The 25390-nt window shown below is 57.9% G+C and carries 24 protein-coding genes and 1 tRNA gene; 5 read left to right on the top strand and 20 right to left on the bottom strand.

What is annotated here, in order from left to right:
- The first annotated feature begins 154 nt into the window (after positions 1 to 154).
- A complete protein-coding gene (locus IAE30_RS22620) occupies positions 155 to 553 on the top strand; it encodes a helix-turn-helix domain-containing protein (RefSeq protein WP_038643912.1) in 399 nt (132 codons plus the stop codon).
- Here IAE30_RS22620 and IAE30_RS22615 read toward each other — a convergent pair.
- Together IAE30_RS22615 and IAE30_RS22610 are read right to left on the bottom strand one after the other, a co-directional pair.
- Complete coding sequence (locus IAE30_RS22615) at positions 507 to 1358, bottom strand: AraC family transcriptional regulator (protein ID WP_200538339.1); 852 nt, start codon at positions 1356 to 1358, stop codon at positions 507 to 509. The genes IAE30_RS22620 and IAE30_RS22615 overlap by 47 nt on opposite strands.
- Before the next feature lie 165 nt (positions 1359 to 1523).
- Positions 1524 to 1618: transfer RNA gene (locus IAE30_RS22610), tRNA-Sec, on the bottom strand.
- 167 nt (positions 1619 to 1785) lie between these two features.
- On the opposite strand from IAE30_RS22610, the gene xylB reads away from it, so the two are divergent.
- Together xylB and IAE30_RS22600 are read left to right on the top strand one after the other, a co-directional pair.
- Positions 1786 to 3228, top strand: coding sequence for a xylulokinase (gene xylB, locus IAE30_RS22605; RefSeq protein WP_200681064.1), 1443 nt, complete (start codon positions 1786 to 1788; stop codon positions 3226 to 3228).
- Between the two features lie 231 nt (positions 3229 to 3459).
- The gene (locus IAE30_RS22600) at positions 3460 to 4392 is read left to right on the top strand and encodes a GlxA family transcriptional regulator (protein WP_200681063.1); all 933 of its coding nucleotides are present in this window, start codon (positions 3460 to 3462) and stop codon (positions 4390 to 4392) included.
- Here IAE30_RS22600 and IAE30_RS22595 read toward each other — a convergent pair.
- From IAE30_RS22595 to IAE30_RS22550, 10 genes are all read right to left on the bottom strand, one after another.
- Positions 4377 to 5372, bottom strand: coding sequence for an acyltransferase (locus IAE30_RS22595; protein WP_200681062.1), 996 nt, complete (start codon positions 5370 to 5372; stop codon positions 4377 to 4379). The genes IAE30_RS22600 and IAE30_RS22595 overlap by 16 nt on opposite strands.
- A gap of 312 nt (positions 5373 to 5684) precedes the next feature.
- The gene (locus IAE30_RS22590) at positions 5685 to 6800 is read right to left on the bottom strand and encodes a mandelate racemase/muconate lactonizing enzyme family protein (protein ID WP_200681061.1); all 1116 of its coding nucleotides are present in this window, start codon (positions 6798 to 6800) and stop codon (positions 5685 to 5687) included.
- A gap of 36 nt (positions 6801 to 6836) precedes the next feature.
- Positions 6837 to 7598: a GntR family transcriptional regulator gene (locus tag IAE30_RS22585; protein WP_045815052.1), complete on the bottom strand. Its 762-nt coding sequence runs from the start codon at positions 7596 to 7598 to the stop codon at positions 6837 to 6839.
- A 14-nt stretch (positions 7599 to 7612) separates the two neighbouring features.
- On the bottom strand, positions 7613 to 8989 hold the full coding sequence (locus IAE30_RS22580) for a dihydroorotase family protein (RefSeq protein ID WP_200681060.1): 1377 nt from the start codon (positions 8987 to 8989) through the stop codon (positions 7613 to 7615).
- A complete protein-coding gene (locus tag IAE30_RS22575) occupies positions 8989 to 9912 on the bottom strand; it encodes an ABC transporter substrate-binding protein (RefSeq protein ID WP_200681059.1) in 924 nt (307 codons plus the stop codon). Before IAE30_RS22575 ends, IAE30_RS22580 begins: the two co-directional genes overlap by 1 nt.
- Positions 9912 to 10952, bottom strand: coding sequence for an alpha-hydroxy acid oxidase (locus tag IAE30_RS22570; protein ID WP_038643900.1), 1041 nt, complete (start codon positions 10950 to 10952; stop codon positions 9912 to 9914). Before IAE30_RS22570 ends, IAE30_RS22575 begins: the two co-directional genes overlap by 1 nt.
- Positions 10939 to 12465: an amino acid ABC transporter permease/ATP-binding protein gene (locus IAE30_RS22565; RefSeq protein ID WP_038643899.1), complete on the bottom strand. Its 1527-nt coding sequence runs from the start codon at positions 12463 to 12465 to the stop codon at positions 10939 to 10941. The genes IAE30_RS22570 and IAE30_RS22565 overlap by 14 nt, the downstream gene beginning before the upstream one ends.
- A gap of 76 nt (positions 12466 to 12541) precedes the next feature.
- On the bottom strand, positions 12542 to 13438 hold the full coding sequence (locus IAE30_RS22560; RefSeq protein WP_038643898.1) for a transporter substrate-binding domain-containing protein: 897 nt from the start codon (positions 13436 to 13438) through the stop codon (positions 12542 to 12544).
- Between the two features lie 86 nt (positions 13439 to 13524).
- Entirely contained in the window at positions 13525 to 14496 is a 972-nt protein-coding gene (locus IAE30_RS22555) for a D-2-hydroxyacid dehydrogenase (protein ID WP_200538347.1), read from the bottom strand.
- The gene (locus IAE30_RS22550) at positions 14496 to 14888 is read right to left on the bottom strand and encodes a RidA family protein (RefSeq protein WP_038643895.1); all 393 of its coding nucleotides are present in this window, start codon (positions 14886 to 14888) and stop codon (positions 14496 to 14498) included. The genes IAE30_RS22555 and IAE30_RS22550 overlap by 1 nt, the downstream gene beginning before the upstream one ends.
- A gap of 342 nt (positions 14889 to 15230) precedes the next feature.
- Between IAE30_RS22550 and glyQ the strand changes: the two genes are divergently transcribed.
- Positions 15231 to 16142, top strand: coding sequence for a glycine--tRNA ligase subunit alpha (glyQ, locus tag IAE30_RS22545; RefSeq protein WP_034827699.1), 912 nt, complete (start codon positions 15231 to 15233; stop codon positions 16140 to 16142).
- A 9-nt stretch (positions 16143 to 16151) separates the two neighbouring features.
- Positions 16152 to 18221, top strand: coding sequence for a glycine--tRNA ligase subunit beta (gene glyS / locus IAE30_RS22540; RefSeq protein WP_200681058.1), 2070 nt, complete (start codon positions 16152 to 16154; stop codon positions 18219 to 18221).
- Positions 18222 to 18270: 49 nt separating this feature from the next.
- Here glyS and IAE30_RS22535 read toward each other — a convergent pair whose 3' ends face one another.
- The 8 genes from IAE30_RS22535 to fdxH all read right to left on the bottom strand — a co-directional run bounded on the left by IAE30_RS22535 (position 18271) and on the right by fdxH (position 25386).
- Positions 18271 to 18558, bottom strand: coding sequence for a type II toxin-antitoxin system RelE/ParE family toxin (locus IAE30_RS22535; RefSeq protein WP_197080242.1), 288 nt, complete (start codon positions 18556 to 18558; stop codon positions 18271 to 18273).
- Complete coding sequence (locus IAE30_RS22530; RefSeq protein WP_045834139.1) at positions 18545 to 18829, bottom strand: type II toxin-antitoxin system ParD family antitoxin; 285 nt, start codon at positions 18827 to 18829, stop codon at positions 18545 to 18547. Before IAE30_RS22530 ends, IAE30_RS22535 begins: the two co-directional genes overlap by 14 nt.
- 109 nt (positions 18830 to 18938) lie before the next feature.
- Complete coding sequence (gene selB / locus IAE30_RS22525; protein ID WP_200681057.1) at positions 18939 to 20789, bottom strand: selenocysteine-specific translation elongation factor; 1851 nt, start codon at positions 20787 to 20789, stop codon at positions 18939 to 18941.
- Positions 20786 to 22165 (bottom strand): L-seryl-tRNA(Sec) selenium transferase, encoded by a 1380-nt coding sequence (gene selA / locus IAE30_RS22520; protein ID WP_200681056.1) that lies wholly within the window; start codon positions 22163 to 22165, stop codon positions 20786 to 20788. The genes selB and selA overlap by 4 nt, the downstream gene beginning before the upstream one ends.
- Positions 22166 to 22178: 13 nt before the next feature.
- Positions 22179 to 22790 (bottom strand): glutathione S-transferase, encoded by a 612-nt coding sequence (locus IAE30_RS22515; protein WP_034827706.1) that lies wholly within the window; start codon positions 22788 to 22790, stop codon positions 22179 to 22181.
- A gap of 129 nt (positions 22791 to 22919) precedes the next feature.
- Positions 22920 to 23846 (bottom strand): formate dehydrogenase accessory protein FdhE, encoded by a 927-nt coding sequence (fdhE, locus tag IAE30_RS22510; protein WP_200681055.1) that lies wholly within the window; start codon positions 23844 to 23846, stop codon positions 22920 to 22922.
- Positions 23846 to 24487: a formate dehydrogenase cytochrome b556 subunit gene (gene fdoI / locus IAE30_RS22505; RefSeq protein WP_045815103.1), complete on the bottom strand. Its 642-nt coding sequence runs from the start codon at positions 24485 to 24487 to the stop codon at positions 23846 to 23848. Before fdoI ends, fdhE begins: the two co-directional genes overlap by 1 nt.
- Positions 24487 to 25386 carry a formate dehydrogenase subunit beta gene (fdxH, locus tag IAE30_RS22500; RefSeq protein WP_038643888.1) on the bottom strand — a complete coding sequence of 300 codons (900 nt, stop codon included), beginning with the start codon at positions 25384 to 25386 and terminating at the stop codon, positions 24487 to 24489. The genes fdoI and fdxH overlap by 1 nt, the downstream gene beginning before the upstream one ends.
- Between the last annotated feature and the right edge of the window lie 4 nt (positions 25387 to 25390).

The following is a 25390-nucleotide window of genomic DNA, read 5'->3' as shown; positions in this document are numbered from 1 at the left end:
TATTACATGATAGTTCCAGCTGCAAGCGCTGAGCTCGAATGATACGTGCGCAAGTTTGGCGAGATATCGTTATTTATTGGCTTTAACGCTAAACATAGCCAGCTGAGGCTTTTTTATAATGCTGATGATTTTTAATCCGCCATCAGGAGGAAAGATGGATATTCAGGCAGCCTGTATGCATCAACTGATGCTCTGGATCGAAGACAACATAGAACAGCGACTGACGCTGGAGACCGTGGCGCGTCGGGCTGGTTACTCGCAGTGGCATCTGCAACGTATGTTCCGCCACCATACTGGTATTGCGCTGGGCAGTTATATTCGTGAACGAAAACTCACGGCATCGGCGATTGCCTTGATGAACGGCCATATGCCGCTGATGGAGATTGCGATTAAGTATGGCTTTGAGTCTCAACAGACATGGTGCCGCACCTTCCGTCGCATGTACGATCTGCCGCCCGGGGCGTTTCGTCGCAAATATCATCACAGCCTGCCAGCGATCGATGGGCCTACGAGTCTTCTGATACTGCAACCGCAGACGCGTCAGGCGGCGTAAAATATTTGCCGGGCGTGGAACCAAAGGCGCTGCGAAACGCGCTGATGTAACTGCTCACGCTATCAAAGCCGACCTGCCACGCCACCTGCTGCACACTTTTGCCGTCGGCCAGTCCTTCCAGTGATTTCAACAGTCGCGAGACCTGGCGATAGCGCGACAAGCTCATGCCCACTGCGCTGGCCCAATGACGGCTCAGACTGCGTGGACTGAGTCCCGCCCACTGTGCCAGTTCGGGTGCGGTGCGCGTGTCCGCCGGATTGTCCATCAGCAGGCGCGCAATCTGCCGCAGACGCGGCTCTTCGGGGAGCGGCAATGTCAGGGCATGCTCGGTCGACTCATATAACTCATCAAGAAAAACATCGCATAATCGGTTGTAGCGATCGCTGCCCCAGCTATCCGGCGACAAACTTGCCAGCCGCTCAGCCAGCGGTTCCAGCACCGAAGGGCAGGAGAGCAGTACGGGATGTTTAGGCAAGGGGGCGCTGAGTGCTTCATCCACTAACACCGTCCAGCCAAGTACACGGCCTGGCCCGATAATCGCGTGTTCGAAGTGTGGCGGAATCCAACCCACCAGGCGCGGTGGATTGGCGAAGATGCCCGACGGCGTGTTGACCGTCATCATGCCCTGCTTCAGGCAATAAAGTTGCCCGGCGGCATGGCTGTGAGTGCGGCTTTCGCGATCCAACTGCTTGGACAACGCCGCCGCGATCACTTTGGGGGCATTGGGTTGCAGCAGTTTTTTGCGCAGCTCATCTGCACGCGGATCGCCGGAGAAGGTGAGGTTGTCGGTGGGATGGATGAGCATGGGGGGTTCCGAAAATTTATCTTAGTGCAAAGTGGCGGAGAACCGTGCAGAAGTAAAGTGCCAGCCTTGCTGTGCCGCTTTTGGCTTAATCTTTCCAACTTGTAATGAAGACTTACAGGTTGCCTAAGTCACTTTTTATGCATTGGTGTGAGATGGGGGAACTAGTGGCGGAAGATCACAGGAGTCGAACCTGCCCGGGACCGCTGGCGGCCCCAACCGGATTTGAAATCCGGCCGCCTCACCGGAGACGACGATCTTCCTTTGAAGATGCCGCGCAATTATAGCCACAACCCATCGCAAAATCTTGATCTTACTCGTGCGCTACAGCACGTTCTCACGCTCTGGTATGACGCGTCGCCGTGCAGAGGTGATGTAATCCTTCTCCTCAGGCTACAGTTATGATTTCTTACTGCATCAGGAGCTGAACATGGTTATCGGGATCGATTTAGGCACCTCTGGCGTCAAAGTGGTGTTGCTGGATGCGCAAGGTCAGGTCATTGCGGTGGAGACGTCGCCGTTGCAGGTGTCGCGCCCGCAGCCGTTGTGGAGCGAGCAGGATCCCGAGAGCTGGTGGAAGGCTACGGATAGGGCGATGCAGGCACTGGCACAGCAGCACGATCTCAGCGAGCTGAACGCGATTGGCCTGAGTGGCCAGATGCACGGCGCCACCTTGCTGGATGCCAAAAATCAGGTGTTACGTCCCGCCATCCTGTGGAACGACGGTCGCAGCAGCGAGCAGTGTCATGAGCTGGAACAGCGCGTACCGGACTCCCGCCAAATCACCGGAAACCTGATGATGCCGGGCTTTACCGCACCCAAGCTGCTATGGGTGCAGCAACACGAACCGGAGGTGTTTGGGAAGGTGGCGAAAGTCCTGCTGCCCAAGGATTACCTGCGCTGGTGTATGAGCGGCGACTTCGCCAGCGACATGTCCGATGCAGCGGGCACGATGTGGCTCGACGTGGCAAAGCGCGACTGGAGCGATGTCATGCTCAGCGCCTGCGATCTCAACCGCAACCAGATGCCTGCACTTTATGAAGGCAACCAGATCACCGGAACCTTATCACCTGACGTTGCCGCACGCTGGAAGATGAACGCGGTGCCGATCGTGGCGGGCGGCGGGGATAACGCCGCGGGCGCAGTGGGTGTCGGTATGGTGGCGCCGGGCCAGGGCATGCTGTCGCTCGGCACTTCTGGCGTCTATTTCCTGGTCAGCGACGGTTACCTCAGCAACCCGCAGCGTGCGGTACACAGTTTTTGCCATGCGCTACCCAACCGCTGGCATTTGATGTCGGTGATGCTGAGTGCCGCATCCTGCCTTGACTGGGCCGCCGCGCTCACCGGCTGTAAAGACGTGCCTGAGCTGCTGGCGGAAGCGGAAAAAGCCAGCCGTGAAGCCGCACCGATCTGGTTCCTGCCTTATCTCTCCGGTGAACGCACTCCGCATAACAATCCGCAGGCGCAGGGCGCCTTCTTTGGTTTAACTCATCAGCATGGACGCCCTGAGCTGGCACGCGCGGTGCTGGCCGGGGTAGGCTTTGCGCTGGCTGAAGGCATGGAAGCGGTGCACGAGTGCGGGGTGCAACCCCAAACGGTGATGCTGATTGGCGGCGGCGCGCGCAGTGCTTACTGGCGGCAAATGCTGGCGGATATCAGCGGATTAACCCTGGATTATTGCCACGGCGGCGAAGTGGGCCCGGCGCTGGGTGCGGCATGTCTGGCGCAGCTGGCCATCGATCCACAGAGCGAGTGGCCCGCGCCAGAGTTGGTGCAGCGGCATCAACCCGATGCGGATCGTTATCAGGCTTATCAGCCGCAGCGCGAGAAGTTTGCGCAGCTGTATCAGCAACTCCAACCGCTGATGTCCTGATTCGGTTGGGTGATGGCCGGATTCGGTCGTGGTTTTGACTTTTATTCGGCTATGATGAGCCATTCAGGTTATGTTGTATGGCCTGAATTGTCCCTGGCACTCGCCCGTGATCAGCAGGAGAGTATAGCCAAAAAGGCTGAGACAGCAGGAAAGTAATCTCAGCCCGCGAACGGTTCTCCACTGCCATGCCGAGGTGGAGAGCTAAACACATCATCCCATCTGGAGACTTTGATGCCGCAGCCCGTCTATTTTCTGGTTCTTCCTGGCGTGATGGCGCTCGATCTCACTGGCCCGGCGGAAACCCTGCAACTGGCGGATGGCTTTTTTGCCTTGCACTACATCGGCCCGCAACCCAGCGTGCGCTGCTCCACCGGCATGACGATCGCGGATATCGCGCCGCTGCCCGATAGCCTGCCCGATAACAGCCTGCTGGTGGTACCCGGCGTGAATGACTCCAAAGTCTGGTTCGATACGGCACCTGCTGCTGCCGCGCGCGACTGGCTACGCTCACAACAGTCCGCCATCCAGTCTAAACGCATCACATTAGTCTGCATCTGTTCCGGTGCACTGCTCTCGGCGCAGGCTGGATTGTTGAATGGTGTCCAGTGCACCACTCACCACGATGTGTTACCGCGCCTGAAAGCCGCCGCACCGGCTGCGTTAGTGAAAGATAACCGCGTGTTCGTGGAAGATCATGGCATCTGGACCAGCGCGGGCATCACGGCGGGCATCGATCTGGCATTGCATCTGATCAATCGACTGTGCGGTGCACCGCAGGCGCTGAAAGTGGCGCGGGAAATGGTGGTATGGTTCCGGCGTTCCGGTGACGATCCACAACTGTCGCCGTGGCTGCGCTATCGCAATCACCTGCATCCGGCGATTCACCGCGCGCAGGACGTGATGATCGCCCATCCCGAACATGACTGGTCGCTCACCATGCTGGCCGAGCGTGCACACGTCAGCGAACGTCACTTAACGCGCCTGTTCCGCCAGCATCTCGGCATCAGCGTGCGTGAATACCACGAACAGCTGCGATTGGTGATTGCGCGCCAGCGTCAGCAGCAGGGCGAAGCGGCGGAGAAAGCTGCGCTGGCGGCCGGATTCTCCTCGGCACGCCAGCTGCGTCGCGCGCATCAGCGCTGGGACGATCAGCTCACCAGATGATATTTGTCCACGCGTTTTAGCAGCGCGGCCAGCAGCAAGCTGCCGATCAGCGTGATGCCAAATACCCACGGCAGATCCAGCCACGGACGTGACATATCGTCGTAATGGTTGGTGCGCAAATAGTGGATAAACAGCGCGTGAAAGCCATAAATCGGCAGTGAGTAGCGCGAAATTGTTGCCAGCATCGGCAGCGTGCGGCGGTTCAGCACATTCTTGAACAGCACCAGCAAGCTGATGGCGGCGATAAACACCAGCGGGCCGCAGTAGAGATACCAGGTGTCGTTGAACGCGCCGTTGATTTTCAGCATCTGCTTCGTGCCGAGCGTAATGCCAATCCAGCAGGCGATAAAGCCCAATCCCGCCAGCCAGCTGATGCCGCGCTTATCCGTGTCCATGCAGCCAATCGCCCGTCCCAGTAGCGCATACAGCAGGTAATAGATGCTGTTACCACTGACGTAGAGATTGACCGGCAGCCAGTGGAAAGGGCCCAGCGATTGGCTCACGGTGTTGGGATTCGCCAGCACCGCCAGCACGATCACCAAAAGCACCACGTAGCGCGGTTGCACACTCTTTACCTGAATCAATGGTGACAGCAGGTAGATGCCGATGATGGCGAAGAAAAACCACAGGTGATAGAACACCGGTTTTTGCAGCAGTTTCAGCAACGAGCGGCCTTCGCTGATCGGCGTCAGCCAGGTGATATAGGCCAGCGCTACGGCGCTGTAGAACAGTAAACACAGCACGATGCGCAGCAGATGCCGTCCTTGCGCGCTGCGTTCACCAAAAAACAGATAGCCTGAGATCATAAAAAACAGCGGCACACAGACGCGCGACGCGGAGTTGAGCAGGTTCGCCACATCCCAGCTGAACCCCGTGACGGCCACTGGCCCGGTGATGTACCAGGTAGTGGTGTGAATGACGATCACCATCAGGCAGGCAACCGCACGTAAGTTGTCGATCCAGTGTATTTTTTGCGACATGTCTTCCTCGTCGGCAATACGTCCGTGCGAAGAAGGGTAGTCACAGCGCGGTGCGTCAACAACCTTTGGGACTGAAATTCGGATCACTCTGTTACGGGTGACGCTGTCTGGTGGCAGCGTGAGGAGAGCCCGGCAAAAGCCGCGGTGCTGGGGCCTGCACGCCGGCATGCTCACTCAAATGAAAAAAGCGGCCACGTTTAACCGTGGCCGCTTTTGCGAATAAAACTGACGAGCGATAAATCGCGCCGCGACCGAGCGTGTGCTGAGTAATGGGTAACTCGCGCCGCTACCCGGTGTGTGCCATGCGGTGGCTTAATCGCGTACGAGAAACTTCTCGATCACCGCTTCGTTTGGCTCCACACCTAAACCTGGCTCGCTCGGCAACCACGCGTAACCATCGGCGATGCGCACTGGATTTTTCGCCAGCGAACGGCTGATCTCACCTGGCTCCACGCAATACTCCATCACCAGCGCGTTCTCAATCGCACACAGGAAATGCAGCGAGGCGGCGGTGTTGATGTCGGTGGTGAAGTTATGGTTACACACTTTGCGGCCACGGCTGTGCGCGTAGCTGGCGATCTCCATCGCCTGAGTAAAGCCGGTGCGCGTCAGGTCGATCTGCACGATGTCGATGCCGCCTTCATCAATCAGGCGCTGGAACCCGACCACCGAACACTCTTGCTCACCGGCGGCGATGTGCTGCTGACAGGCAGCAGAGACCTGACCATAACCGGCATAGTTGTCCGGGTGCAGCGGCTCTTCGATCCAGAACAAATTGAGATGTTCATAGCGCTGGCTGCGGCGCACGGTGGTTTTCGCATCCCAGACATGACCCACATCCAGCATCAGATCCACTTTGTCACCCATCGCCGTACGTAGCGCTTCCAGATAGCGCAGATCCAGCGCTTCATCGGTGCCAAACGGCTCCCAGCCAAATTTCACGCCAGTGTGGCCGGTATCGATGGCGTGCTGCGCGCGCGCCACCGTTTCTTCTACGCTGTACTGGAACATGTTGGAGGAGTAAACGCGCATCTTGTCGCGCATCGCGCCGCCCAGCAGCTCAACAATCGGTTTGCTCAGAGCTTTGCCTTTGATGTCCCACAGGGCGATATCAATCCCTGCCATCGCCTGCAGCACTGCACCGCTGCGCCCGTAGTAAATGGTGGCTTTGTGCATCTTCTTCCACAGGCGGCCGGTCTCCAGCGGGTTCTCGCCGATCAGCAGCGATTTCAGCCCGGTGACCATGGTGTGCGAATAGGGCGCTTCGATAATGGCTTTGGTGACATACGGGCTGCCATCCACTTCACCCCAACCGGTGATGCCCGCATCGGTGGTGATTTTGATAAGCAGTGCATCCTGCGAGCTATCGGTGCGCTGCTCAATAACCGGCAGACGCAGATAAAACGCTTCAACGTTGGTGATCTTCATCGTGGTTTTCCTGGTGTAAAGGCAATCAATAAAGCATCAGCCCACAGCGGAACGCTGCTGTCGGCGCTGCGTAATCAAGGTCTCGTAATCCACATCCAGTGCCTGAATGCGGATGTGGTTTTCAATCTCATCGGTCATCTGCGCGATATCGCCCTCGGCGAACACGTTGATCAGCCGCTGGTGTTCTTCAATGATGTCGCTCATCGATTTACCCATGGTGGAGAGGCCGAAAATCACCGTCAGCTGGCGTGCGATCGACTCCCACAAATTGCTCAATACCGGGTTGTGGGCGAAGCTGCACAGCGTGCGGTGGAAATCGGTGTCCGCCGAGGCAAAGCCATACACATCGTCGTTTTGCATCATGGTTTGCATCTGTGCCACGCCCTGATACAGCAGAGTGAGTTGCTCAGCGCCGTTGCGTCCGGCTTCAATCGCACGGCGACAGGCCAGCGTCTCCAGCGGGATGCGCACATCAATAATCTGCTCCAGCCGCTGATGGGAGATCTCCATCAAACGAATGCCCTTATACGGCTCGCTGGTGACGATGCCCTGGCTTTCGAGAATGCGCAGCGCTTCACGAATCGGCACGCGGCTCATGCCGAGTTTTGCCACCAGATCCGGTTCAGCGATGCGGTCACCGGGTAAAATCAGCCCGCGTGAGGCGGCGCTGAGAATAGCGTCTACCGCATGATCGACCAGCGTGCGCGGACGCGCGGCTTGCCAGTTGCCGTCTGTGGCGGCTTCCTGCGCCAGCGGTGCGCTGCTTTTACGGCTTGGGGTGGATGATTTTCCTGCCATGGTGATTGTCCTGTTTAAACCTGTCGGGTCACGAACTGACCAAAGCCGGGTTCAACCTGCATCTGGTCATCCTGGAATACCGTGACACCACGAATAAGTGTGCGCACCACTTTACCCTGACAGCGCATCCCTTCAAATGCGCTCCACTTGCCGAGCCCCTGGAATTTTTCCCCCTCCACGATCCAGCTTTGCTGCGCATCGATGAACACCAAATCGGCATCGAAGCCGGGTGCAATCGCGCCTTTTTTTCCCCACAGCTGGAAGGCTTTGGCGGGGCCGCTGGCGGTCATACGGGCAAATTCCGTGAGGGCCAGACCGCGATCGATATGCGCCGCGCTGAAGAACATCGGACTTAATGTTTCAACGCCAGTTAGTCCCATTCCGGCGTCCCAGATGCTGGCTTCACCGGCTTGTTTCTGTGCCGGGGTGTAGGGGCAGTGGTCCGAGGCGATCATGTCGACGTCACCGCGCAGCAGCACCTGCCACAGCGCATCCACCACCGGACGTGGGCGGATCGGCGGGCCACAGCGCGCATTCGGTCCGATGCGTACCAGATCGTCTTCATCCAGAATCAGATAGTGCGGACAGGTTTCGAAGCTGGCGCGCACCTTACTTTTGGCGGCGACGATGGTTTCGGCGGCGCGTGCGGAACTGACGTGCACGATGTGGCAGCGTGCGCCGGTCTCTTCCGCTACCGCTAAGACGCGACCCACGGCTTCGATTTCGGCGATTTCTGGCCCGGCCAGCGCATGCGCGCGGGTATCTTTGCGTCCAGCGCGGCGCAGTTCGCTACCGGCACCGATCAGGATGTCGTGGTTCTCGGCGTGCACGCCAATCAAACCGTCAAAGGTGGCCAGTTCACGCATCGCACGCAGCAAACCATCATCATCGAGGCGCGGTAAGCCTTTCTCGTCTGTGGCTTCGCCGTTGGGGGCGCCGCTGCACAGGAACGCTTTGAACGCCAGAGCACCGGCCTGATCCATCGCCGCCAGTTCGTGCACGTTGCGGCCATCCAGTCCGGCCCACATGGCGTAATCCACCGAGCAGTTGTCCGCCAGCCAGCGCTGTTTAGCGGTGAAGTTGGCGAGGCTGGTGGCAGGCGGCAGCGAGTGCGGCATTTCAACGATGGTAGTGACGCCGTGTGCGGCCGCACCGCGCGTGCCTTCACGCAGTTCCTGCTCCGGAAAATCATGCGAGCCGGTGAAATGGGTGTGCACATCAATCGCGCCAGGCACGATGATTAAACCTTGCGCATCAATGATTTCATCGACGCCGTCAGTGAGGGCACCCGGCATCAGCAGACCGCTGATTTTGCCATTTTCAATCAGCACATCGGCGGGTGCAGCGCGGGTTTCTGTCACCACCAAACCGTTGATAATTAATTGTTTCATCACTCTGCTCCTGCTTGCGTCACCAGCTCGCGATAGGGAACGGGCTGAGAGGGATCCAGCCAGCCGATAGCGCTCAGCAACTGGCTGAAGTGGTCAAATTCATCTGCTGGAATCAGGCCGTTGGGCGCGAAAACGTGGGCTTGCTGATAAGCGGCTAAACCGGTGACCAGCGCATCAAGCGGATAATCGGGATAACAGTGCTGCACGTGTGCGGCCAGCGCTGCAGCATCATGCGTGGCGATCCACGCCAGTGCCTGTTCAATGGCGCGCGAGAAGGCAGCAAACGCAGCGGCTTTCTCAGTGAGGACATCGGCCCGCGCAATGTAGGCGCTCCACGGCACCTTGCCGCACAGTAAAGCGAGGCTACTGATGCTGCTCAGCTGTCCGGCGGCAATCGCCGGTGCCAGCATATGCATGGCGTGCAGCGCATAGTCCGCTTCACTCCTTGCGACGGCCGCGAAATCCCGTGCCTGATCGCCACTACCGGCAATCAACTCCACCTGATCCTGCAAACCGTGCTTTGTCAGCAGCCAGCGGAAGGTCAGCGTGGCGGTGCCGACGTTTCCGACATCCAGCACGCGTTTACCGCGCAAATCACTGAGCTGAAAATCGGGCTGAGCCTGCGCTGCCGCCAGAAACCACGGGTTGGCGGCGACCGAAGCGCAAAAGCACTGCAACTCAGCGCCGTGCTGTTGGTAATGCTTCATCACCACCATCGGTCCGCCCAGCGTGAGGTCCGCTTCGCGGCTCAACACCGCCGGCACTTGCCCGCCTTGCACGGTATGGCCGCCCGATGCGCTGGTGGTGAAGCTCACCTGCAACTGCTCAGCGGCAAACAAGCCGAGGCTGTCGGCCAGGTAGTGGGCGCAGTAATAGATGCGTGATTCGCTGGCATCGCCCTGATTGAAGATTAACGAGTGCATCAGCTGCGTACCTCCGTGACAAAACTGCCATTGAGCGCAGCCATGTCGCTGACACCGCACCAGTGGCTGATAGCCGTGATCTCATTGATCCAGCCGGAGAGCAGATCGAACACTGCGCTCTCGCCACCGGCCACCAGGGCGCTGATGATCGGTCGCACGCTGAGTGACAGTGAAGCCCCCAGGCAGCGCGCCACCACCGCGTCACTGCCGCAGCGCACGCCGCCATCCAGCAGCAGCGGCAGACGAGTGACCGCCTGTAAATCGGCGAGCTGATCGACCGGTGTGGACCAGCGCGCGCTTTGGCGCAGGCCAATATTCGAGGCGATGATGCCGCTCACACCGTGCTGTGCCGCCGGTGCCGCATCGTCATGATGCAAAATGCCTTTTAGCCACAGCGGCAGTTGACGCGCAGCGCAGTTTGCGGCCACCTCGTCAATTTCCTGCCAGCGCCACACCGGAAAGGCCGGCAAGGGTTCAACGCCCGGTTGCGTGCCGCCGACGGTGTGCCAGCCGCGCTGTTTGAGCGCTTCACCAATTGAGAAGCCGCCTGGCTGTAATCCCGGCACCGGATGCACCGGTGCCAGCACGGTGAGAACGATATTTTTGAATCCGGCTTGTGCAGCCTGATCGATCAAAGCTTTGATACGCCCAACATCGCCCGCCGCGCGCAGCTGTAGCCAGCAGCGATCGTACTCTGCGCCAATCTGCTCCAGCGGCGTGACCGTCTCTTCGGAGATCACCAGCGGCAGTTGCAGACGTTTGCAGGCGCGGGCTATCGGCAGCAATCCCTCTTCATGGAAGATGCGATCCCCCGCAAAGGCACCGACGCCGAGCGGAGCAGACCAGTTTTCATTGAGGAGGGTGGTCTGGGTGCTGATCGCCTCATTGCCCTGCAGTACACGCGGCAGCAAGCGAAAACGGCGCAGCGCTTGCTGGTTAGCATCCGGTTCGTCAGCGAGCGCATCGGCGGGCTGCCCCTGCATATAGCGGAACAGCGCATCGCCCAGACGTTCAAGAGCGGCAAGATCATGCATTGGCATGCTGAGCCTCCGCGGCATTTTCATGTTCAAGGAAGGTGGCAAAAGCCGGCGTTTTTGGATTCTGCAAAATCGACGGTGGACCTTCTTCAATCAGCGCCCCGTTCTGCAGGAACACCACGCGATCGGCCACGCCCGCCGCAAAGGCAATATCATGTGTGCTGATGATCATGGTGATGCCGGTTTGCGCCAGGCTGCGCATAGTCTGGTTCACTTCACGTACCAGCTCAGGATCGAGCGCCGAGGTCGGCTCATCGAACAGCAGGATTTGTGGTTCTGCTGCCAGCGCACGGGCGATGCCGACACGCTGTTTCTGCCCGCCGGACAACTCATGCGGCAGTGAGGCGGCGAAATCCTGCAATCCGACCATCTTCAGGGCACGCATTGCTTTAGCGCGGGCGATTTCGGGTTGGGCACCCTGCACTCGCAGCAGAATACTCATCACGTTTTCCAGCGCGGTGAGGTGATCGAACAGCGCGAAGTGCTGGAACACGATACCGATGCCGGATTTGGCGCGGTTAGCGGGCAGATGACGCGCAGCCAGAGGGCGGCCGTTTTCATCGCTGCCCATAAAGTGGCCTTCGGTCTGGATGGTGCCGCTACTGCGTGGCGTCAGCGCCAGAATCGATTTCAGCAGGGTACTTTTACCGGAACCGGAACGACCGAGCAGCACCACGACTTCGCCACGACGCACGGTCAGCGACAGGGATTTCAGCACCGCTTTTCCGGCGTATTCGACGCACAGGTTGTCTACTTCCAGCACCGGCGCGGCGGTTTGCGTATCCCAGCGACGTTTCGGCAACTGCATCGACATCACGTCCGCTTCTGGCGGCAGTTTTGCCAGGCGCGCACGGGCACGGCGGGCACGTTCGTCGAGGTTATAGAATTTCTCCAGCCACCACTGACCACCCGCCAGCAGCGTAGAGAGAATCAGGTAAATACCGCCCGAGGCCACCAGTACCGGAATGAACAGGAAGTTCTGCGACACAATAGCCTGGCCGCGCATCGTCAGCTCATTCACGCCCACGACGGAAGCCAGCGAGGTCGATTTCAGCAGGCCGACGGTTTCATTGCCCATGGTCGGCAGAATGGCGCGCAGCGCTTGCGGAATCACCACGTGGATCATCTCTTTGGTGCGCGAATAGCCAAAGGCCTGCGCTGCCATGCTCTGATCGCGATCGGTGGACATAATGCCGCCGCGAATAATCTCGGCGCAGAAGGCGGTTTCATTAATCATCAACGCCAGCAGGGCACTGGTGAACGGGCTGAAACGCAGGCCGAACTCTGGCAGTACGTTGTAGAGCAGAATCAGTTGCAGCAGCACCGGCGTGCCGCGCAGCAGATAGATGTACGTTTTCACCGGCACGCGGATAAACCAGTGCTTTGAGGTGCTGGCCAACGCCAGGAAAAAGCCAATCAGGATGCCGCCCGCTAATGCGCCGACCAGCAGCTGAACAGCGATGACGGCCCCTTCCCACAGGTAAGGGAAGGTCAGGTACTTAAGAAAATCATCCAAGGCGTTATCTCCCTCAATGCGATCGCTTGGGTTGCCCGTGATGCAGCAACCCAATTGATCCGACTGAGTTTATGCATTAACCACGTGCAACAACCGGGCGTTCAGCAGCGCTGCCCTGACCCCAGTAATCCAGCAATTTTTTCTGCGCACCGCTCTCCTGAATCACTTTCATCGCATCCATCACTGCACTGCGCAGCGTGGTGTTGTCTTTAGCGATAGGGAAGCCAACCATGATCGGCAGGTCAACGGTAAAGCCGCTTTCCAGCGTTTTGTCGGCTTTGGCGATGGCGATGGCGGAACCGGCTTCAGTCAGATAAATGTCGGCGCGACCGCTTTTCACCGCCTGAATGCTGTTGTCAGTGTTCTGTACCATCAGCATGCTGACTTCTGGCTTACCGGCGGCGGTGCATTTGGCGCTCTGCTCAGGTACCAGTTTGTTGGCTTCGTAAGAACCGGCAGCGGCGGCCACAGTTTTGCCGCACAGGTCATCCACAGTGATAATTTTTTTCGGGTTGCCCTTCGCCAGAATCGAACCATCCTGCACCTGCATGGAGGCGACGAAAGCGATCTGCTTCAGACGTTCATCGGTGACATACAGCATCGGACCGATATCGGCACGACCGCTGGAGATGGAGGTCAGCAGCACGTTGAACGAACCGGTCTGATAACTGTGTTTTGCCCCAAGGCAGCTGCTGATACGTTCGAACAGCGAAGGATCGAGACCTTCAATAATGCTTGGGTCTTTTTCGGAAGGGGCTTCGAAGCCTTTGGTGTAGCCACCCAGGCCTACCACCAGATCTTTGCCTTTAAGTGACGGGTATTTGGTCTGCAGCGCCTTGCACTGCGCCATCGCCGCAAAATCGCTGGCGGTTGGCGTAATCGGGTCGGTGCTGGCGGCATGGGCGCTGGAGAGGCCCGCTAACAGCGTGCCGGTGATGCCAGAGATCAGTAATGCGATGCGTGCAAATTTCATAATAAGGTTCCCCTGGTGCTGGTGAATGTGTAAGCGATGACCTTGTGTTTTATGAACGTCTTACGGCTTTTATAGGTACTGCGACTTCAATAACCTCTTGCAACATCAACCTGGTTGCGCAGCGGATGGCCACTGCGGAAACGCACCAGGTTATCGATAAACACCTCAAGGCAGCCCTCAAGGTAGGCACTGTGATCGTCCAGGCTGCAGTGCGGTGTCATCACCACGCCGGGTGTGCTCCACAGCGCATCGTCCACTGGCAGTGGCTCTTGCGGATAAACATCCAGAACCGCACCGGCCAGTTCACCGGCGCACAGTTTTTCGCGCATCGCGGTGTAGTCGAACACAGCGGCACGACCGACAATCACGATGCCGGCGCGGGCAGGCAGCAGATCGAGACGGCGGCGGTCAAACAACCTGTCTGTCTGGGGCGTGAGCGGCAGCGTTGAGACCAGGACATCCACCTGCGGTAGGACATCGTCCATCGCATCAATGCGAATACAACGCGCTACGTCGGCATCGCACTGGCCGCTGCGCGTCACGCCAATCACGCGGTAGCCCTGCGCGGTCAGCAGTTTCGCTGCCGCTGTACCGATACCGCCGACGCCGAGCAGCAAGACCGTTTTGCCACGCGCGCAGCCGCCGAAGGTGGGACGCCACAGGCGTTGGGCCTGATCCTGCAGAAAACCGGGAATGCCAAAGTTGAACATCAGCGCTGCCATCAGAATGAACTCGGCACCTTTATCGCCGTGCACGCCGGACGCATTGGTCAGCGTCACGCCCTGCGGCAGATGTGTCAGCCACTGCTCGACGCCGGCGGACATCACCTGCACCCAGCCAAGGCGCGGTGCGCTGAAGGTATCGAGCGCCAGCTTGCGTCCGCTCCACAGAATGTCGCTGGTAGCGAGGAAATCTGCGGTATGCGCCGCATGGCTGTTTTCGCTCAGGGTAAAGTGACCGCGCAGTTGCGGATGGGCATCCAATTGCTGTTGCAGATGCAGCATGCTCAGATGCAGGGCCTGCGGTGCGCTGGCGTCGTTTTCGATATGAATATGCATTAGCGCATCGCCGTGACTTCCATCTCGACCAGCAGGTCAGGATGGTTAAGTTGAATGCCGACGGTGGCGCGTGCCGGGAACGGGAACTGGAAGAACTCGCTGTAAGCCGCGTTCATCTCACTGAAGGTGCTGAGGTCGGTGAGATAGATCGTCACGCGCACCACGTTATCGAAGGTCATCTGTGCTTCGCTCAGCAGGTCGCCGACGTTTTTCAATACCTGACGCGTCTGGCTGGCGATGTCATTGCCCTTGATCTCACCGCTGTAGGGGTCAATCGCCACCTGGCCGGAGATAAACAGCATCGGTTCGTGCAGTACGGCGGCGGAAAGCGGAGCCGGGCCCATTGGGCGGTCACTGGCGTTCATTCCTGGATAAGCAATCGCGGTCTTCATGGTGAAATTCCAAGCAAAACTGTTTCACCGCAATTTCGTATACGATTATACAAGTGTCAATGTGCGATATTTGACCATTGGGTCGAAAAGGTGATGCGTGTCACGTAATAGGATTTGGTTATAGTGTGGTTATTTTTATGAAATCTAAGGATTAACTTCAGCGATGACGCGTTCGTGGCGGTGTTGGATTGAATCGTATACGATTTTCTTATCTCAAGGTTTTAGCCGGTTAAACCGTGGCAAAACCACTCCCCGGCACGCCAGGATTTCCGGCTGCACAATCCGCGGTCAAAGGGTATACTGTCGCACTCTTTTTTAATCGACCCTTATCGCGTACTCAACATGCAAAAGTTTGATACCAAGACCTTTCAGGGCCTGATCCTGACCTTGCAGGATTACTGGGCGCGTCAGGGCTGCACCATCGTCCAGCCGCTGGACATGGAAGTGGGCGCTGGCACTTCACACCCAATGACCTGCTTGCGCGCCATTGGCCCAGAGCCGATGGCTACCGCCTATGTGCAGCCTTCACGCCGTCCTACCGATGGTCGCTACGGTGAAAACCCGAACCGTTTACAGCACTACTATCAGTTCCAGGTGATGATCAAACCTAACCCGGACAATCTGCAGGAGCTGTATCTGGGTTCACTGCAAGAGCTGGGCCTGGATCCGACCGTGCACGATATTCGCTTCGTGGAAGATAACTGGGAAAACCCGACGCTGGGTGCCTGGGGACTGGGTTGGGAAGTGTGGCTCAACGGCATGGAAGTGACGCAGTTCACTTACTTCCAGCAGGTGGGCGGCATGGAGTGTAAGCCAGTGACGGGTGAGATCACTTACGGACTTGAGCGTCTGGCGATGTACATCCAGGGCGTCGACAGTGTTTACGATCTGGTGTGGAGCGACGGCCCATTTGGCCAAACCACCTACGGTGAAGTGTTCCATCAGAACGAAGTCGAACAGTCGACCTATAACTTTGAATACGCGGATGTGGACTTCCTGTTCTCCTGCTTCGAGCAGTACGAGAAAGAAGCGCAGCAGCTGCTGGCGCTGGAAAAACCCCTGCCGTTGCCAGCTTATGAGCGCATCTTGAAAGCGGCACACAGCTTTAATCTGCTGGATGCACGCAAGGCGATCTCGGTGACCGAGCGTCAGCGCTATATCCTGCGTATCCGCACCCTGACGAAAGCCGTGGCGGAAGCCTATTACGCGTCTCGTGAGGCGCTCGGTTTCCCAATGTGCAATAAGAACAAGTAAGAGGCAGCCATGACCGATAAAACTTTCCTGGTGGAAATTGGCACCGAAGAGTTGCCTCCGAAAGCCCTGCGTAGCCTGGCAGAAGCCTTTGCTGCGCACTTTACCGCAGAACTGGACAGCGCCGGTTTAGCACATGGCGAGGTGAGCTGGTTTGCCTCTCCACGCCGTCTGGCGCTGAAAGTGGCCCAATTGGCCACAGCGCAGGCCGATCGTGAAGTGGAAAAACGTGGCCCCGCGATTGCTGCCGCGTTTGATGCCGATGGCAATGCCACCAAAGCCGCCGAAGGTTGGGCGCGCGGTAACGGCATCACCGTGGATCAGGCTGAGCGTCTGAGCACTGATAAAGGCGAATGGCTGGTGCACCGTGCTTCGGTGAAAGGCGAAAGTGCTCAGGCACTGCTGCCCGCGATGGTGGCAACCGCGCTAAGCAAGCTGCCGATTCCAAAACTGATGCGCTGGGGTGCAAGCGACGTGCAGTTCGTGCGTCCGGTACATACTGTGACGCTGCTGTTGGGTGATGAGTTGATCCCGGCGACGATTCTCGGTATTCAGTCCGATCGCGTGATTCGCGGCCACCGCTTTATGGGCGAGCCAGAGTTCACCCTCGACAACGCCGATCAGTATCCGCAATTGCTGCTGGAGCGCGGCAAAGTGGTGGCTGATTTTGCAACCCGTAAAGCCAAAATCAAAGCGGATGCGGAAGCGGCGGCGCAGCAGTTGGGCGGTATCGCTGATCTGAGCGACAGCCTGCTGGAAGAAGTGGCCTCGCTGGTGGAATGGCCAGTGGTGCTGACGGCTAAATTCGAAGAGAAGTTCCTCGCGGTGCCTTCTGAAGCGCTGGTTTACACCATGAAGGGTGACCAGAAGTACTTCCCGGTGTACTCCGCTGACGGCAAACTGCTGCCAAACTTTATCTTCGTCACCAACATCGAATCCAAAGATCCGCAGCAAATCATCTCCGGTAACGAGAAGGTGGTGCGCCCGCGTCTGGCCGATGCCGAGTTCTTCTTCAACACTGACCGTAAAAAGCGTCTTGAAGATAACCTGCCGCGTCTGGAGACCGTACTGTTCCAGAAAGAGCTGGGTACGCTGCGGGATAAAACGGACCGCATTCAGGCGCTGGCGGGCTGGATTGCCGCTCAGATTGGTGCCGATGTGAACCACGCCACCCGCGCGGGCCTGCTGTCGAAGTGTGACCTGATGACCAACATGGTCTTCGAGTTCACCGATACGCAGGGCGTGATGGGCATGCACTATGCACGCCATGATGGCGAAGCCGAAGATGTCTCGGTGGCGCTGAACGAGCAGTATCAACCGCGCTTTGCCGGTGATGCACTGCCATCGAACCTCGTGGCTTGTGCTGTCGCGATTGCCGACAAGATGGATACCCTTGCGGGCATCTTCGGCATTGGTCAGCATCCGAAAGGCGATAAAGACCCGTTCGCACTGCGCCGTGCTGCGCTGGGCGTGCTGCGTATTATCGTTGAGAAGAACCTGCCCCTCGATCTGCAAACTCTGACCGAGGAAGCGGTGCGTCTCTACGGCAGCAAGCTGAGCAACGGCAAAGCGGTGGATGAAGTGATCGACTTCATGCTGGGTCGTTTCCGTACCTGGTATCAGGAAGAAGGCCACAGCGTTGACACCATTCAGGCCGTGTTGGCGCGTCGTCCAACCCGCCCGGCGGACTTCGATGCGCGCATGAAAGCGGTTTCCCACTTCCGTACTCTGGAAGCGGCATCGTCGCTGGCTGCGGCTAACAAGCGTGTATCTAACATCCTGGCAAAAGCGACTGAAACCCTGAACGACAGCGTGCAGGCATCGTTGCTGAAAGAGAACGCCGAGATCCAGCTGGCGACCTTCGTGACGGCGCTGGGTGACAAGCTGCAGCCCTACTTCGCGGAAGGCCGTTATCAGGATGCGCTGGTGGAACTGGCGCAGCTGCGCGAAGCGGTCGATAACTTCTTCGACAACGTGATGGTTAACGCCGATGAAGCGGAAGTGCGTATTAACCGCCTGACGCTGCTGGCGCAACTGCGCGCACTGTTCCTGCAGGTAGCCGATATTTCACTGCTGCAATAAGTGATGTACTGAAGTGAACCGAAGGGACGAGAAATCGTCCCTTTTTGTTTTAGAGCCATTGCGGAGTTTTGATATGAGACATTGCATCCTGGGAATGATGTAAGACACGCAGGATGATCACCTTCTCAGATAGGGTTCGATAAAAAATAACATGTTCGCGATGAGGCAATGCATAAATCCGGTCACCTAAATCAGTACGTCTTCGCCCTAACTCATTCTCGGATAGTTGATGAAAGCGTTGATAAATATCCTGTACATATCTCTCTGTTTTTTCCAGGCCAAAGTTCCAATGTCCATATAGCCAGATTGATGCCAGATCGGTATCAGCTTCCGGCATTACCCTTATCGTCCTTTTCATCTATGCCCGCCCTGGCTTTCATTTTTTTAAGGAAAACATCGATATCCCATTCGATGGGTTCACCACTGTCCATCCCCTCCTGGATTAACCTTCTTAAATTCTCCAGCTTTGAAGCCGCCTGCTTCTCCTGAAGTAAACGCAGCGAATCGCGCACCACTTCGCTTTGGGTTCGGTAGTCACCGGACGCCACCAGAGATTCAACAAACTCGCGCAGTTCATCACCTAAATCGATTGTCATGGTACGTGCCATCATCGTGTCCCAATGTAAGAAATATTCTTACATCCTGGCACATTTTTGAGCAATGCGGAATCGGCGTTGCAGCGCAGTTACAGCGAGAACTGCGAAGCAACGCGAAGGATTAAATGCTGGTGTCGAACAGGCGGGCGTCGCGCAGCAGGTGATCGTTACCACGACGGCGGGTGAAGCCACTGCGGTCAAAAAACTCGAGAATTTGCACCGCAACTTTACGTCCGGTGCCGAGCTGGTTGCGGAAATCGGCGGCGCTGGTGCTACCTCCGTTGGCGTCACGCTGGCGAATCAGATCGGCGAAGATCTGGATCTGGTCGCTGCGGTAGTAGCGATCGCGGACGATCGCTGTGATATGACCGAGACGCGCGGCGGTGAGCAGCAGGCTGCGAATGGTTTCTTCATCTTGCTGGGTCGCCAGTGCAATGTCGCGTACCCATAGCGGCTGGTCGCTGAACTGTGGGCCGACCTGCTGCCACAGCGTTTCTTCCTGGGGATTGAAGCGCGGTTCGAAGTCAGGCAAATGCAGCCAGCCTTGGCGGTGCTGCAACTGGCCTTGTGAAAGCAGCCGATCGATCAGTGCAATAACCTGTTCCGGCGGCTGGTGGGGAAGAGCCACGCGACGCAAGCGATCGCGACCAATGCCCGGCACTTCAGGGTGCTGCTGATGAAACGCGGTGAGCGCTGCCAGCAGTCGATGCTGCCAGTCATTGGCCTGTTCCGCAGCCATGATGGCGCTGCCGAGCCGGACGGGCGCCACCTTGTCCAGCAGGTTGGTGAGTGCATCGTCACTCAACTGGCGTGCCCAACTCAGCTCGGCCATGTCGACGGGTTGCTGTGCCAGGTGCGCCTGCAAACTCTCTTCATCGGCTTCCGCTGCCGCCAGCTGTTGCAGCCAGCCAAGATAATCAGGATGGCGCTTGCCGCGTTTCTTGCTGTTCAGCAGCAGCACCCGTCCGCCACCGAGCGTGAGCTGTGCATTGCTGTCGCGGATAATCAGCCGATCGTTTTCTGCCAGCCACAGCGGCTCGTTGAGCACCAGTTCCGCCAGTTCGCCCGCAATCAGGTTCAGTCGGCCAGTCACATGGCTGGCGGCATGGTGAAGATGGACTGGCTGCGAGGGATTTCTTAACGGCTGTAGCAAACGCAGTGCCACGATCAGTCGCAGGGTGCCCGAGGGTTGTGGTTGTGCCAGCAGCCAGTCACCGCGCGCAATCTGGTCTTTCTCCACATCGCCAACGATATTCAATGCGATGCGTTCTCCGGCCTGCGCACGTGTGACTGACTGATTCTGCGCATGCAGAGAACGCACGCGTACGGGTCGATTGAGGCTGCTGAGCCATAAGGTGTCGCCCACGCTGACTTCACCCGAAAGGGCGGTGCCGGTGACCACTAATCCGCTGCCTTTGAGGGTAAATGCACGATCAATGGCGAGGCGAAAGCGGCGGTGCGTGTCGATAGCCGGTGCGCATAGTTGACCCAAATGCTGGCGCAGCGTGTCGATGCCTTGCTGGGTGGTGCTACTGGTGACAAACTGCGGTACCGCCAGCCAGCCCAGTTGCTGCGTTAACTCCGCCACCTGGTGCTGCACTTCGGCGATGCGTACGGCGTCCACGCGATCTGCTTTGGTCAAGGCAACGCTGAGTGGAGGTTGCCCGGCCAGACTCAGTAGTTGCAAATGCTCACGTGTTTGCGGCATCACACCGTCATCGCACGCCACCACCAATAAGGCATGATGAATACCGCCGATGCCCGCCAGCATATTGGCGAGGAATTTCTCGTGTCCGGGCACATCGATAAAGCCCACAACGCGGCCATCCGGTTGCGGCCAGTAGGCGTAGCCGAGATCAATAGTCATGCCGCGCCGTTTCTCTTCTGGCAAGCGATCGGCATCGACACCGGTGAGCGCCTGTAACAGCGCAGTTTTACCGTGATCGACGTGTCCAGCGGTGGCGATAATCATGTGGTTAAGGTCCGTATCAGCGCCGCTTCATCTTCAAGGCAGCGCAAATCCAGCCACAGTCTTCCTTCCTGGATGCGGCCAATCACCGGTTGTGATAATGCACGCCAGCGTTGCGCCAGTGCATCCAGCGAGCTGCCGTGAGATTCACGTGGGCTAAACGTGATGGCAAAACTCGGTAAGCGCTCAACGGGTAATGAACCGCTGCCGATTTGCGACGAACAGGCGGCGATATTAAGGGAAAATTCAGCGCCATAGGCATGTTCCAGCGCAGGCATCAGTCGTTCGGCCTGCTGCAAAATCTCATGTGACGATCGCGTCAACAAACGCAGCGTGGGCAGCGCTTCGCGCAAAGTTTCCGGTTGGCGGTAAAGCTGCAAGGTGGCTTCCAGCGCGGCCAGCGTCATCTTATCTACGCGTAAAGCACGCTTAAGCGGATGCTGTTGCAGCCGATCGATAAGCGCCTGTTTGCCGACGATAATCCCTGCTTGCGGACCGCCCAGCAGTTTATCGCCGGAAAAACTCACCAGATCCACACCGGCGGCAATCAGCTGTTGCGGCATCGGCTCGGCGGGCAAATGAAAAGCGGTCATGTCGATGAGTGAACCGCTGCCTAAATCAGTGATCACCGGCAGCTGATGTTGTGCCGCCAACGCCACCAGCTCGGCTTCCGCAACCGCATGGGTGAAGCCCTGAATCTGGTAGTTGCTGGTATGCACCTTCATCAACAAACCGCTGTTGTCGCTGATGCCAGCACGATAATCTTTCAGATGGGTGCGATTAGTGGTGCCGACTTCAACCAGCTGGCAGCCCGCCTGGCGCATCACATCAGGGATGCGGAACGCACCGCCGATTTCGACCAGCTCACCGCGTGAGACAATCACTTCGCGACCTGGCGCCAGTGCTGCCAGCATCAGCAACACGGCGGCGGCATTGTTATTCACGATACAGGCCGCTTCAGCCCCCGTCAGTTCACACAGCAGCGCACTCACCGCACGATCGCGATGGCCACGTGACGCATCATCCAGCGCATATTCCAGCGTGACCGGCTGGCGCAAGCAGGCAGTGACTGCCTCAATCGCGCGCGCGCTTAACTGCGCACGGCCCAGGTTGGTGTGCAGCACGGTGCCAGTGAGATTGAACACCGGACGCAGCGCGCTTTGCTGCTGCTGTTGCGCGCGGCGCTGCGCTTCCTCTGGCCAGTTAAGATGCCAGCCGGGTAAAGTTTGATGCTGTTGAATATGCGTGCGTGCTTCTTGCTGCATGGCGCGCAGCTGACGGGTGGTAAACGCAGTGCCCGATTGCAGCAGCAGCGGCTGCATCGCGGGATCGCGCAGCAGGCTGTCGATAGCCGGCAGTTGTGAATACAGTGTTTTCATCGGGTGGCTTAGCTTAGCTGGAAGGCGGAACGGTGCGGGCAAAACTCTCCCGCGCAAACAACGTATCGGCCAGCTTGATCAAGGCCGGGCGGTTCACGCACCAGTTAGGCAGCACCCGACGGAAGTTGAGATAACCAATCATGCAGCCAGTGGCGATGTCGGCCAGATTGAGCGTACCGCTGTTCAGCAGTTCACCCTGAGCCGCTGCCGTTTCCAGCGCGTCCAACCCACGCAAAATTTTCTCGCGATTACGCATTAGCACTTCTTCGGATTGCTGATCGCCGGGGCGCATTTGTTCGCGCACAATCATCACGGCGGCATCGTTGATGCCATCGGCGAGCTTTTCCAGCTGACGTACCTGCAGAGCGAGCAGGGCGTCATCCGGCAACAGAGCAGGGGCGTCACCGCGTAGCTCAATGACCTGGGCGATAATCGAAGAATCAAACCAGGTGAGATGGTTATCGTCGACCAGTGCAGGTACTTTGCCCAGCGGGTTGTAGTGCGGCACGTGGCTGTCTTCCACCCAAGGCGACTGGTTAACAAATTCGAACACCAGGCCTTTTTCCAACAGGATCACCGAAATTTTGCGTACAAAAGGGCTGGTGTAGCTGCCAATCAGTTTCATCAGGCGTTTCCTTTGCGACAGTGATAGGTACACAAATTGTAGCGGCGCGATTTATCGCACGTTGTTGTATGGCGCAAAAACAGCGCGATAAATCGTGCCGCGACAGTTCGTAGGACAGCGGCAATTTGCTCAATCCCCAGGAAACATAAACGGATTCAGGCTGCTGCGCGCAAAGCCTTCTTGCTCCATACGCGCATCCAGCACCAGCGAGGCCAAATCATCGGCCACCGGTTCCACCGCCGGATCCTTCTCCTGATACAACATCTTCAGATAGGTGCCACAGTCACCACAGCTTTCGGCTTTCACCGCGGCTTTTTCGCTGTCGAGTGACCAGTAGTGCAGGTCGCGCGTTTGCTCGCAGTTGGAGCACTTGCTGCGCACCACATACCATTCACTTTCACACAAATTACAGTGTAGATAACGCAGCCCCTGCTGGCCCACATCCATATGCACCACGCTGGTCACCGGCACGCTGGCGCATACCGGGCAGAATTGACGATGCTCGCCGTATTCTGCGCGGGCTTTGCCAGGGATCAGCGCTGCCATTTGCGCCCAATAGATCGAAAGCGCTGCCCAAATAAACGGGGCTTTATCGCTGCTGACCTGCGCAAAATCACCCTCCAGTAGCGCGCTGGCCAGGCCTTCCAGCTCGGAAGAAGAGGCTTTTTCCAGGTTCTCCAGCACCGCTAATGCCTGGCCGCTCATCTCGGGCTTCAGCTCGGCAATCAGCGAATGCAGCAGACGCTGCCAGTGGGCATCGCGGGGATAGGTGTGAACATCAAGCGGAGGTTTGCCCTGTTCGGCGCTTTCGGCCAAACGCTGGCGCAAATCGAGTTGCAGCGGATGATCGTACAGCACGATGTCTTGCGCCTGCGCGATCACTGCAGCAAAGCGCAGATAATCGCCCAGCGGATTCTTCGCTGCCAGCTCACGTAAACGCGCTGCACGGCGGCTGTACAGATTTTTCAGCCGAGGGAAAAGTAACGGCGGAACCTGTTCCGCCGTGTTTTTTTCGCCTTTCTCCAGCTGGTCCTGCGGGATAATGCGAATACTCATCAGGGACGTTTTTCCTGTTGTGTTTGGCGTTGGCGCTGCTCACGATACCAGCGTGGATGATGTTTCTTTGCCCACGCGGCCGGCACCCAGCCCTCAACCATGGCAGTAATGGTGCCTTTAACCCACAGGGCCGCATAAATGTGCACCATAATCACCACGATCAATGCCACAGCTGAGACCGAATGCACCACCAAAGCGGCGCGAATCAGCGGAATCGCAAAGGCCCCGGCGAAGTAAGGACGCCAGATAACAATTCCGCTCGCCAGCAGCAAGACTAAGCTGATGATAGCAGCCCAGAACACACACTTCTGCCCGAAGTTGTATTTGCCGGTATCACCCACCTCTTCATTGCGCACGATCTTATTGATGTTTTTCGCCCAGATCAGGTCTTCGCGATTGATCAGATTCTGTTTCCAGTAGCGCAAAAACATGATCAGAAAAGCGGCGAACATCACTACACCGACAAACGGATGCAGGATGCGCGCCAGTTGTGGCGTACCCAGCACGTGCATCAGCCAGTTAAAGGATGGGAAGAAGAAACCCAGTCCGCTCAGGGCTGCCAGAACAAAACAGAACGCCACAATCCAGTGATTGATGCGTTCCGGTGCGCTGTAGCGCACCAGACGATCGCGCTTTTTCATCATTCGCGCTCCTCTTTTTCGTGCAGGTTCTCGTCCTCATCCTCTTCCACCCGGTTCGGCCCGACGCCGACATAGTGGAATACCGAGGCAGCGAAGGTGGCGGCGAAACCGATCGCCGCCAGCGGTTTCCAGATGCCTTTCCAGAAAGTGACCGCCGGACTGATACTCGGGTTTTCCGGCAAACCGTGATACAGCTGCGGTTTGTTGGCATGGTGCAGCACATACATGACATGCGTGCCGCCGACGCCTTCCGGATCATACAAGCCCGCATTGCCATAGCCGCGCGTATTCAACTCCGCCACGCGTTCTGCCGCCAGCGCCTGCATATCGGTTTTACTACCGAAATGGATGGCGCCGGTCGGGCAGGTTTTCACACACGCCGGTTCCTGACCCACATTGACACGATCGACGCACAGCGTGCATTTATACACGCGGTTGTCGTCTTTATTCAGGCGCGGCACGTCGAACGGACAGCCGGCAATGCAGTAGCCGCAGCCAATGCACTGCTCGGACTGAAAATCGACGATGCCGTTGGCGTACTGAATAATCGCGCCTTCGGACGGACAGGCTTTCAGGCAGCCGGGATCGGCGCAGTGCATGCAGCCATCCTTGCGGATAAGCCACTCTAACTTGCCGTTCTCCTCCACTTCTGAGAAGCGCATCACCGTCCAGGATTTAGCGGTCAGATCCGCTGGGTTGTCATACACCCCAACGTTATGCCCAACCTCATCGCGGATGTCGTTCCACTCTGAACACGCCACCTGGCAGGCTTTGCAACCGATGCAGGTGGTCACGTCGATCAGCTTCGCCACCTCCTGCTGATGATTACGCGCCTGCGGGGCAGGCGTGAAACCATTGGTGGCGGAGCGGCGGATAATGTCTTGTGATTGATAAGCCATCTAC

It is taken from the genome of Pantoea sp. S61 (assembly GCF_016625145.1).
GTDB lineage: Bacteria > Pseudomonadota > Gammaproteobacteria > Enterobacterales > Enterobacteriaceae > Pantoea > Pantoea rwandensis_B.
This window is presented reverse-complemented; position numbering and strand designations above follow the sequence as displayed.

Excerpts from the sequence above, each read along its gene's own strand:
- IAE30_RS22515 (WP_034827706.1), bottom strand. The coding sequence starts at position 22,790 with ATGAAACTGATTGGCAGCTACACCAGCCCTTTTGTACGCAAAATTTCG.
- fdoI (WP_045815103.1), bottom strand. The coding sequence starts at position 24,487 with ATGAAAAAGCGCGATCGTCTGGTGCGCTACAGCGCACCGGAACGCATC.
- xylB (WP_200681064.1), top strand. The coding sequence starts at position 1,786 with ATGGTTATCGGGATCGATTTAGGCACCTCTGGCGTCAAAGTGGTGTTG.
- IAE30_RS22560 (WP_038643898.1), bottom strand. The coding sequence starts at position 13,438 with ATGAAATTTGCACGCATCGCATTACTGATCTCTGGCATCACCGGCACG.
- IAE30_RS22595 (WP_200681062.1), bottom strand. The coding sequence starts at position 5,372 with ATGTCGCAAAAAATACACTGGATCGACAACTTACGTGCGGTTGCCTGC.
- selB (WP_200681057.1), bottom strand. The coding sequence starts at position 20,789 with ATGATTATCGCCACCGCTGGACACGTCGATCACGGTAAAACTGCGCTG.
- IAE30_RS22550 (WP_038643895.1), bottom strand. The coding sequence starts at position 14,888 with ATGAAGACCGCGATTGCTTATCCAGGAATGAACGCCAGTGACCGCCCA.
- glyS (WP_200681058.1), top strand. The coding sequence starts at position 16,152 with ATGACCGATAAAACTTTCCTGGTGGAAATTGGCACCGAAGAGTTGCCT.
- selA (WP_200681056.1), bottom strand. The coding sequence starts at position 22,165 with ATGAAAACACTGTATTCACAACTGCCGGCTATCGACAGCCTGCTGCGC.
- IAE30_RS22585 (WP_045815052.1), bottom strand. The coding sequence starts at position 7,598 with ATGGCAGGAAAATCATCCACCCCAAGCCGTAAAAGCAGCGCACCGCTG.
- IAE30_RS22600 (WP_200681063.1), top strand. The coding sequence starts at position 3,460 with ATGCCGCAGCCCGTCTATTTTCTGGTTCTTCCTGGCGTGATGGCGCTC.
- fdhE (WP_200681055.1), bottom strand. The coding sequence starts at position 23,846 with ATGAGTATTCGCATTATCCCGCAGGACCAGCTGGAGAAAGGCGAAAAA.
- glyQ (WP_034827699.1), top strand. The coding sequence starts at position 15,231 with ATGCAAAAGTTTGATACCAAGACCTTTCAGGGCCTGATCCTGACCTTG.
- IAE30_RS22575 (WP_200681059.1), bottom strand. The coding sequence starts at position 9,912 with ATGCACTCGTTAATCTTCAATCAGGGCGATGCCAGCGAATCACGCATC.
- IAE30_RS22555 (WP_200538347.1), bottom strand. The coding sequence starts at position 14,496 with ATGCATATTCATATCGAAAACGACGCCAGCGCACCGCAGGCCCTGCAT.
- IAE30_RS22615 (WP_200538339.1), bottom strand. The coding sequence starts at position 1,358 with ATGCTCATCCATCCCACCGACAACCTCACCTTCTCCGGCGATCCGCGT.
- IAE30_RS22620 (WP_038643912.1), top strand. The coding sequence starts at position 155 with ATGGATATTCAGGCAGCCTGTATGCATCAACTGATGCTCTGGATCGAA.
- fdxH (WP_038643888.1), bottom strand. The coding sequence starts at position 25,386 with ATGGCTTATCAATCACAAGACATTATCCGCCGCTCCGCCACCAATGGT.
- IAE30_RS22570 (WP_038643900.1), bottom strand. The coding sequence starts at position 10,952 with ATGCCAATGCATGATCTTGCCGCTCTTGAACGTCTGGGCGATGCGCTG.
- IAE30_RS22535 (WP_197080242.1), bottom strand. The coding sequence starts at position 18,558 with ATGCCGGAAGCTGATACCGATCTGGCATCAATCTGGCTATATGGACAT.
- IAE30_RS22580 (WP_200681060.1), bottom strand. The coding sequence starts at position 8,989 with ATGAAACAATTAATTATCAACGGTTTGGTGGTGACAGAAACCCGCGCT.
- IAE30_RS22530 (WP_045834139.1), bottom strand. The coding sequence starts at position 18,829 with ATGGCACGTACCATGACAATCGATTTAGGTGATGAACTGCGCGAGTTT.
- IAE30_RS22590 (WP_200681061.1), bottom strand. The coding sequence starts at position 6,800 with ATGAAGATCACCAACGTTGAAGCGTTTTATCTGCGTCTGCCGGTTATT.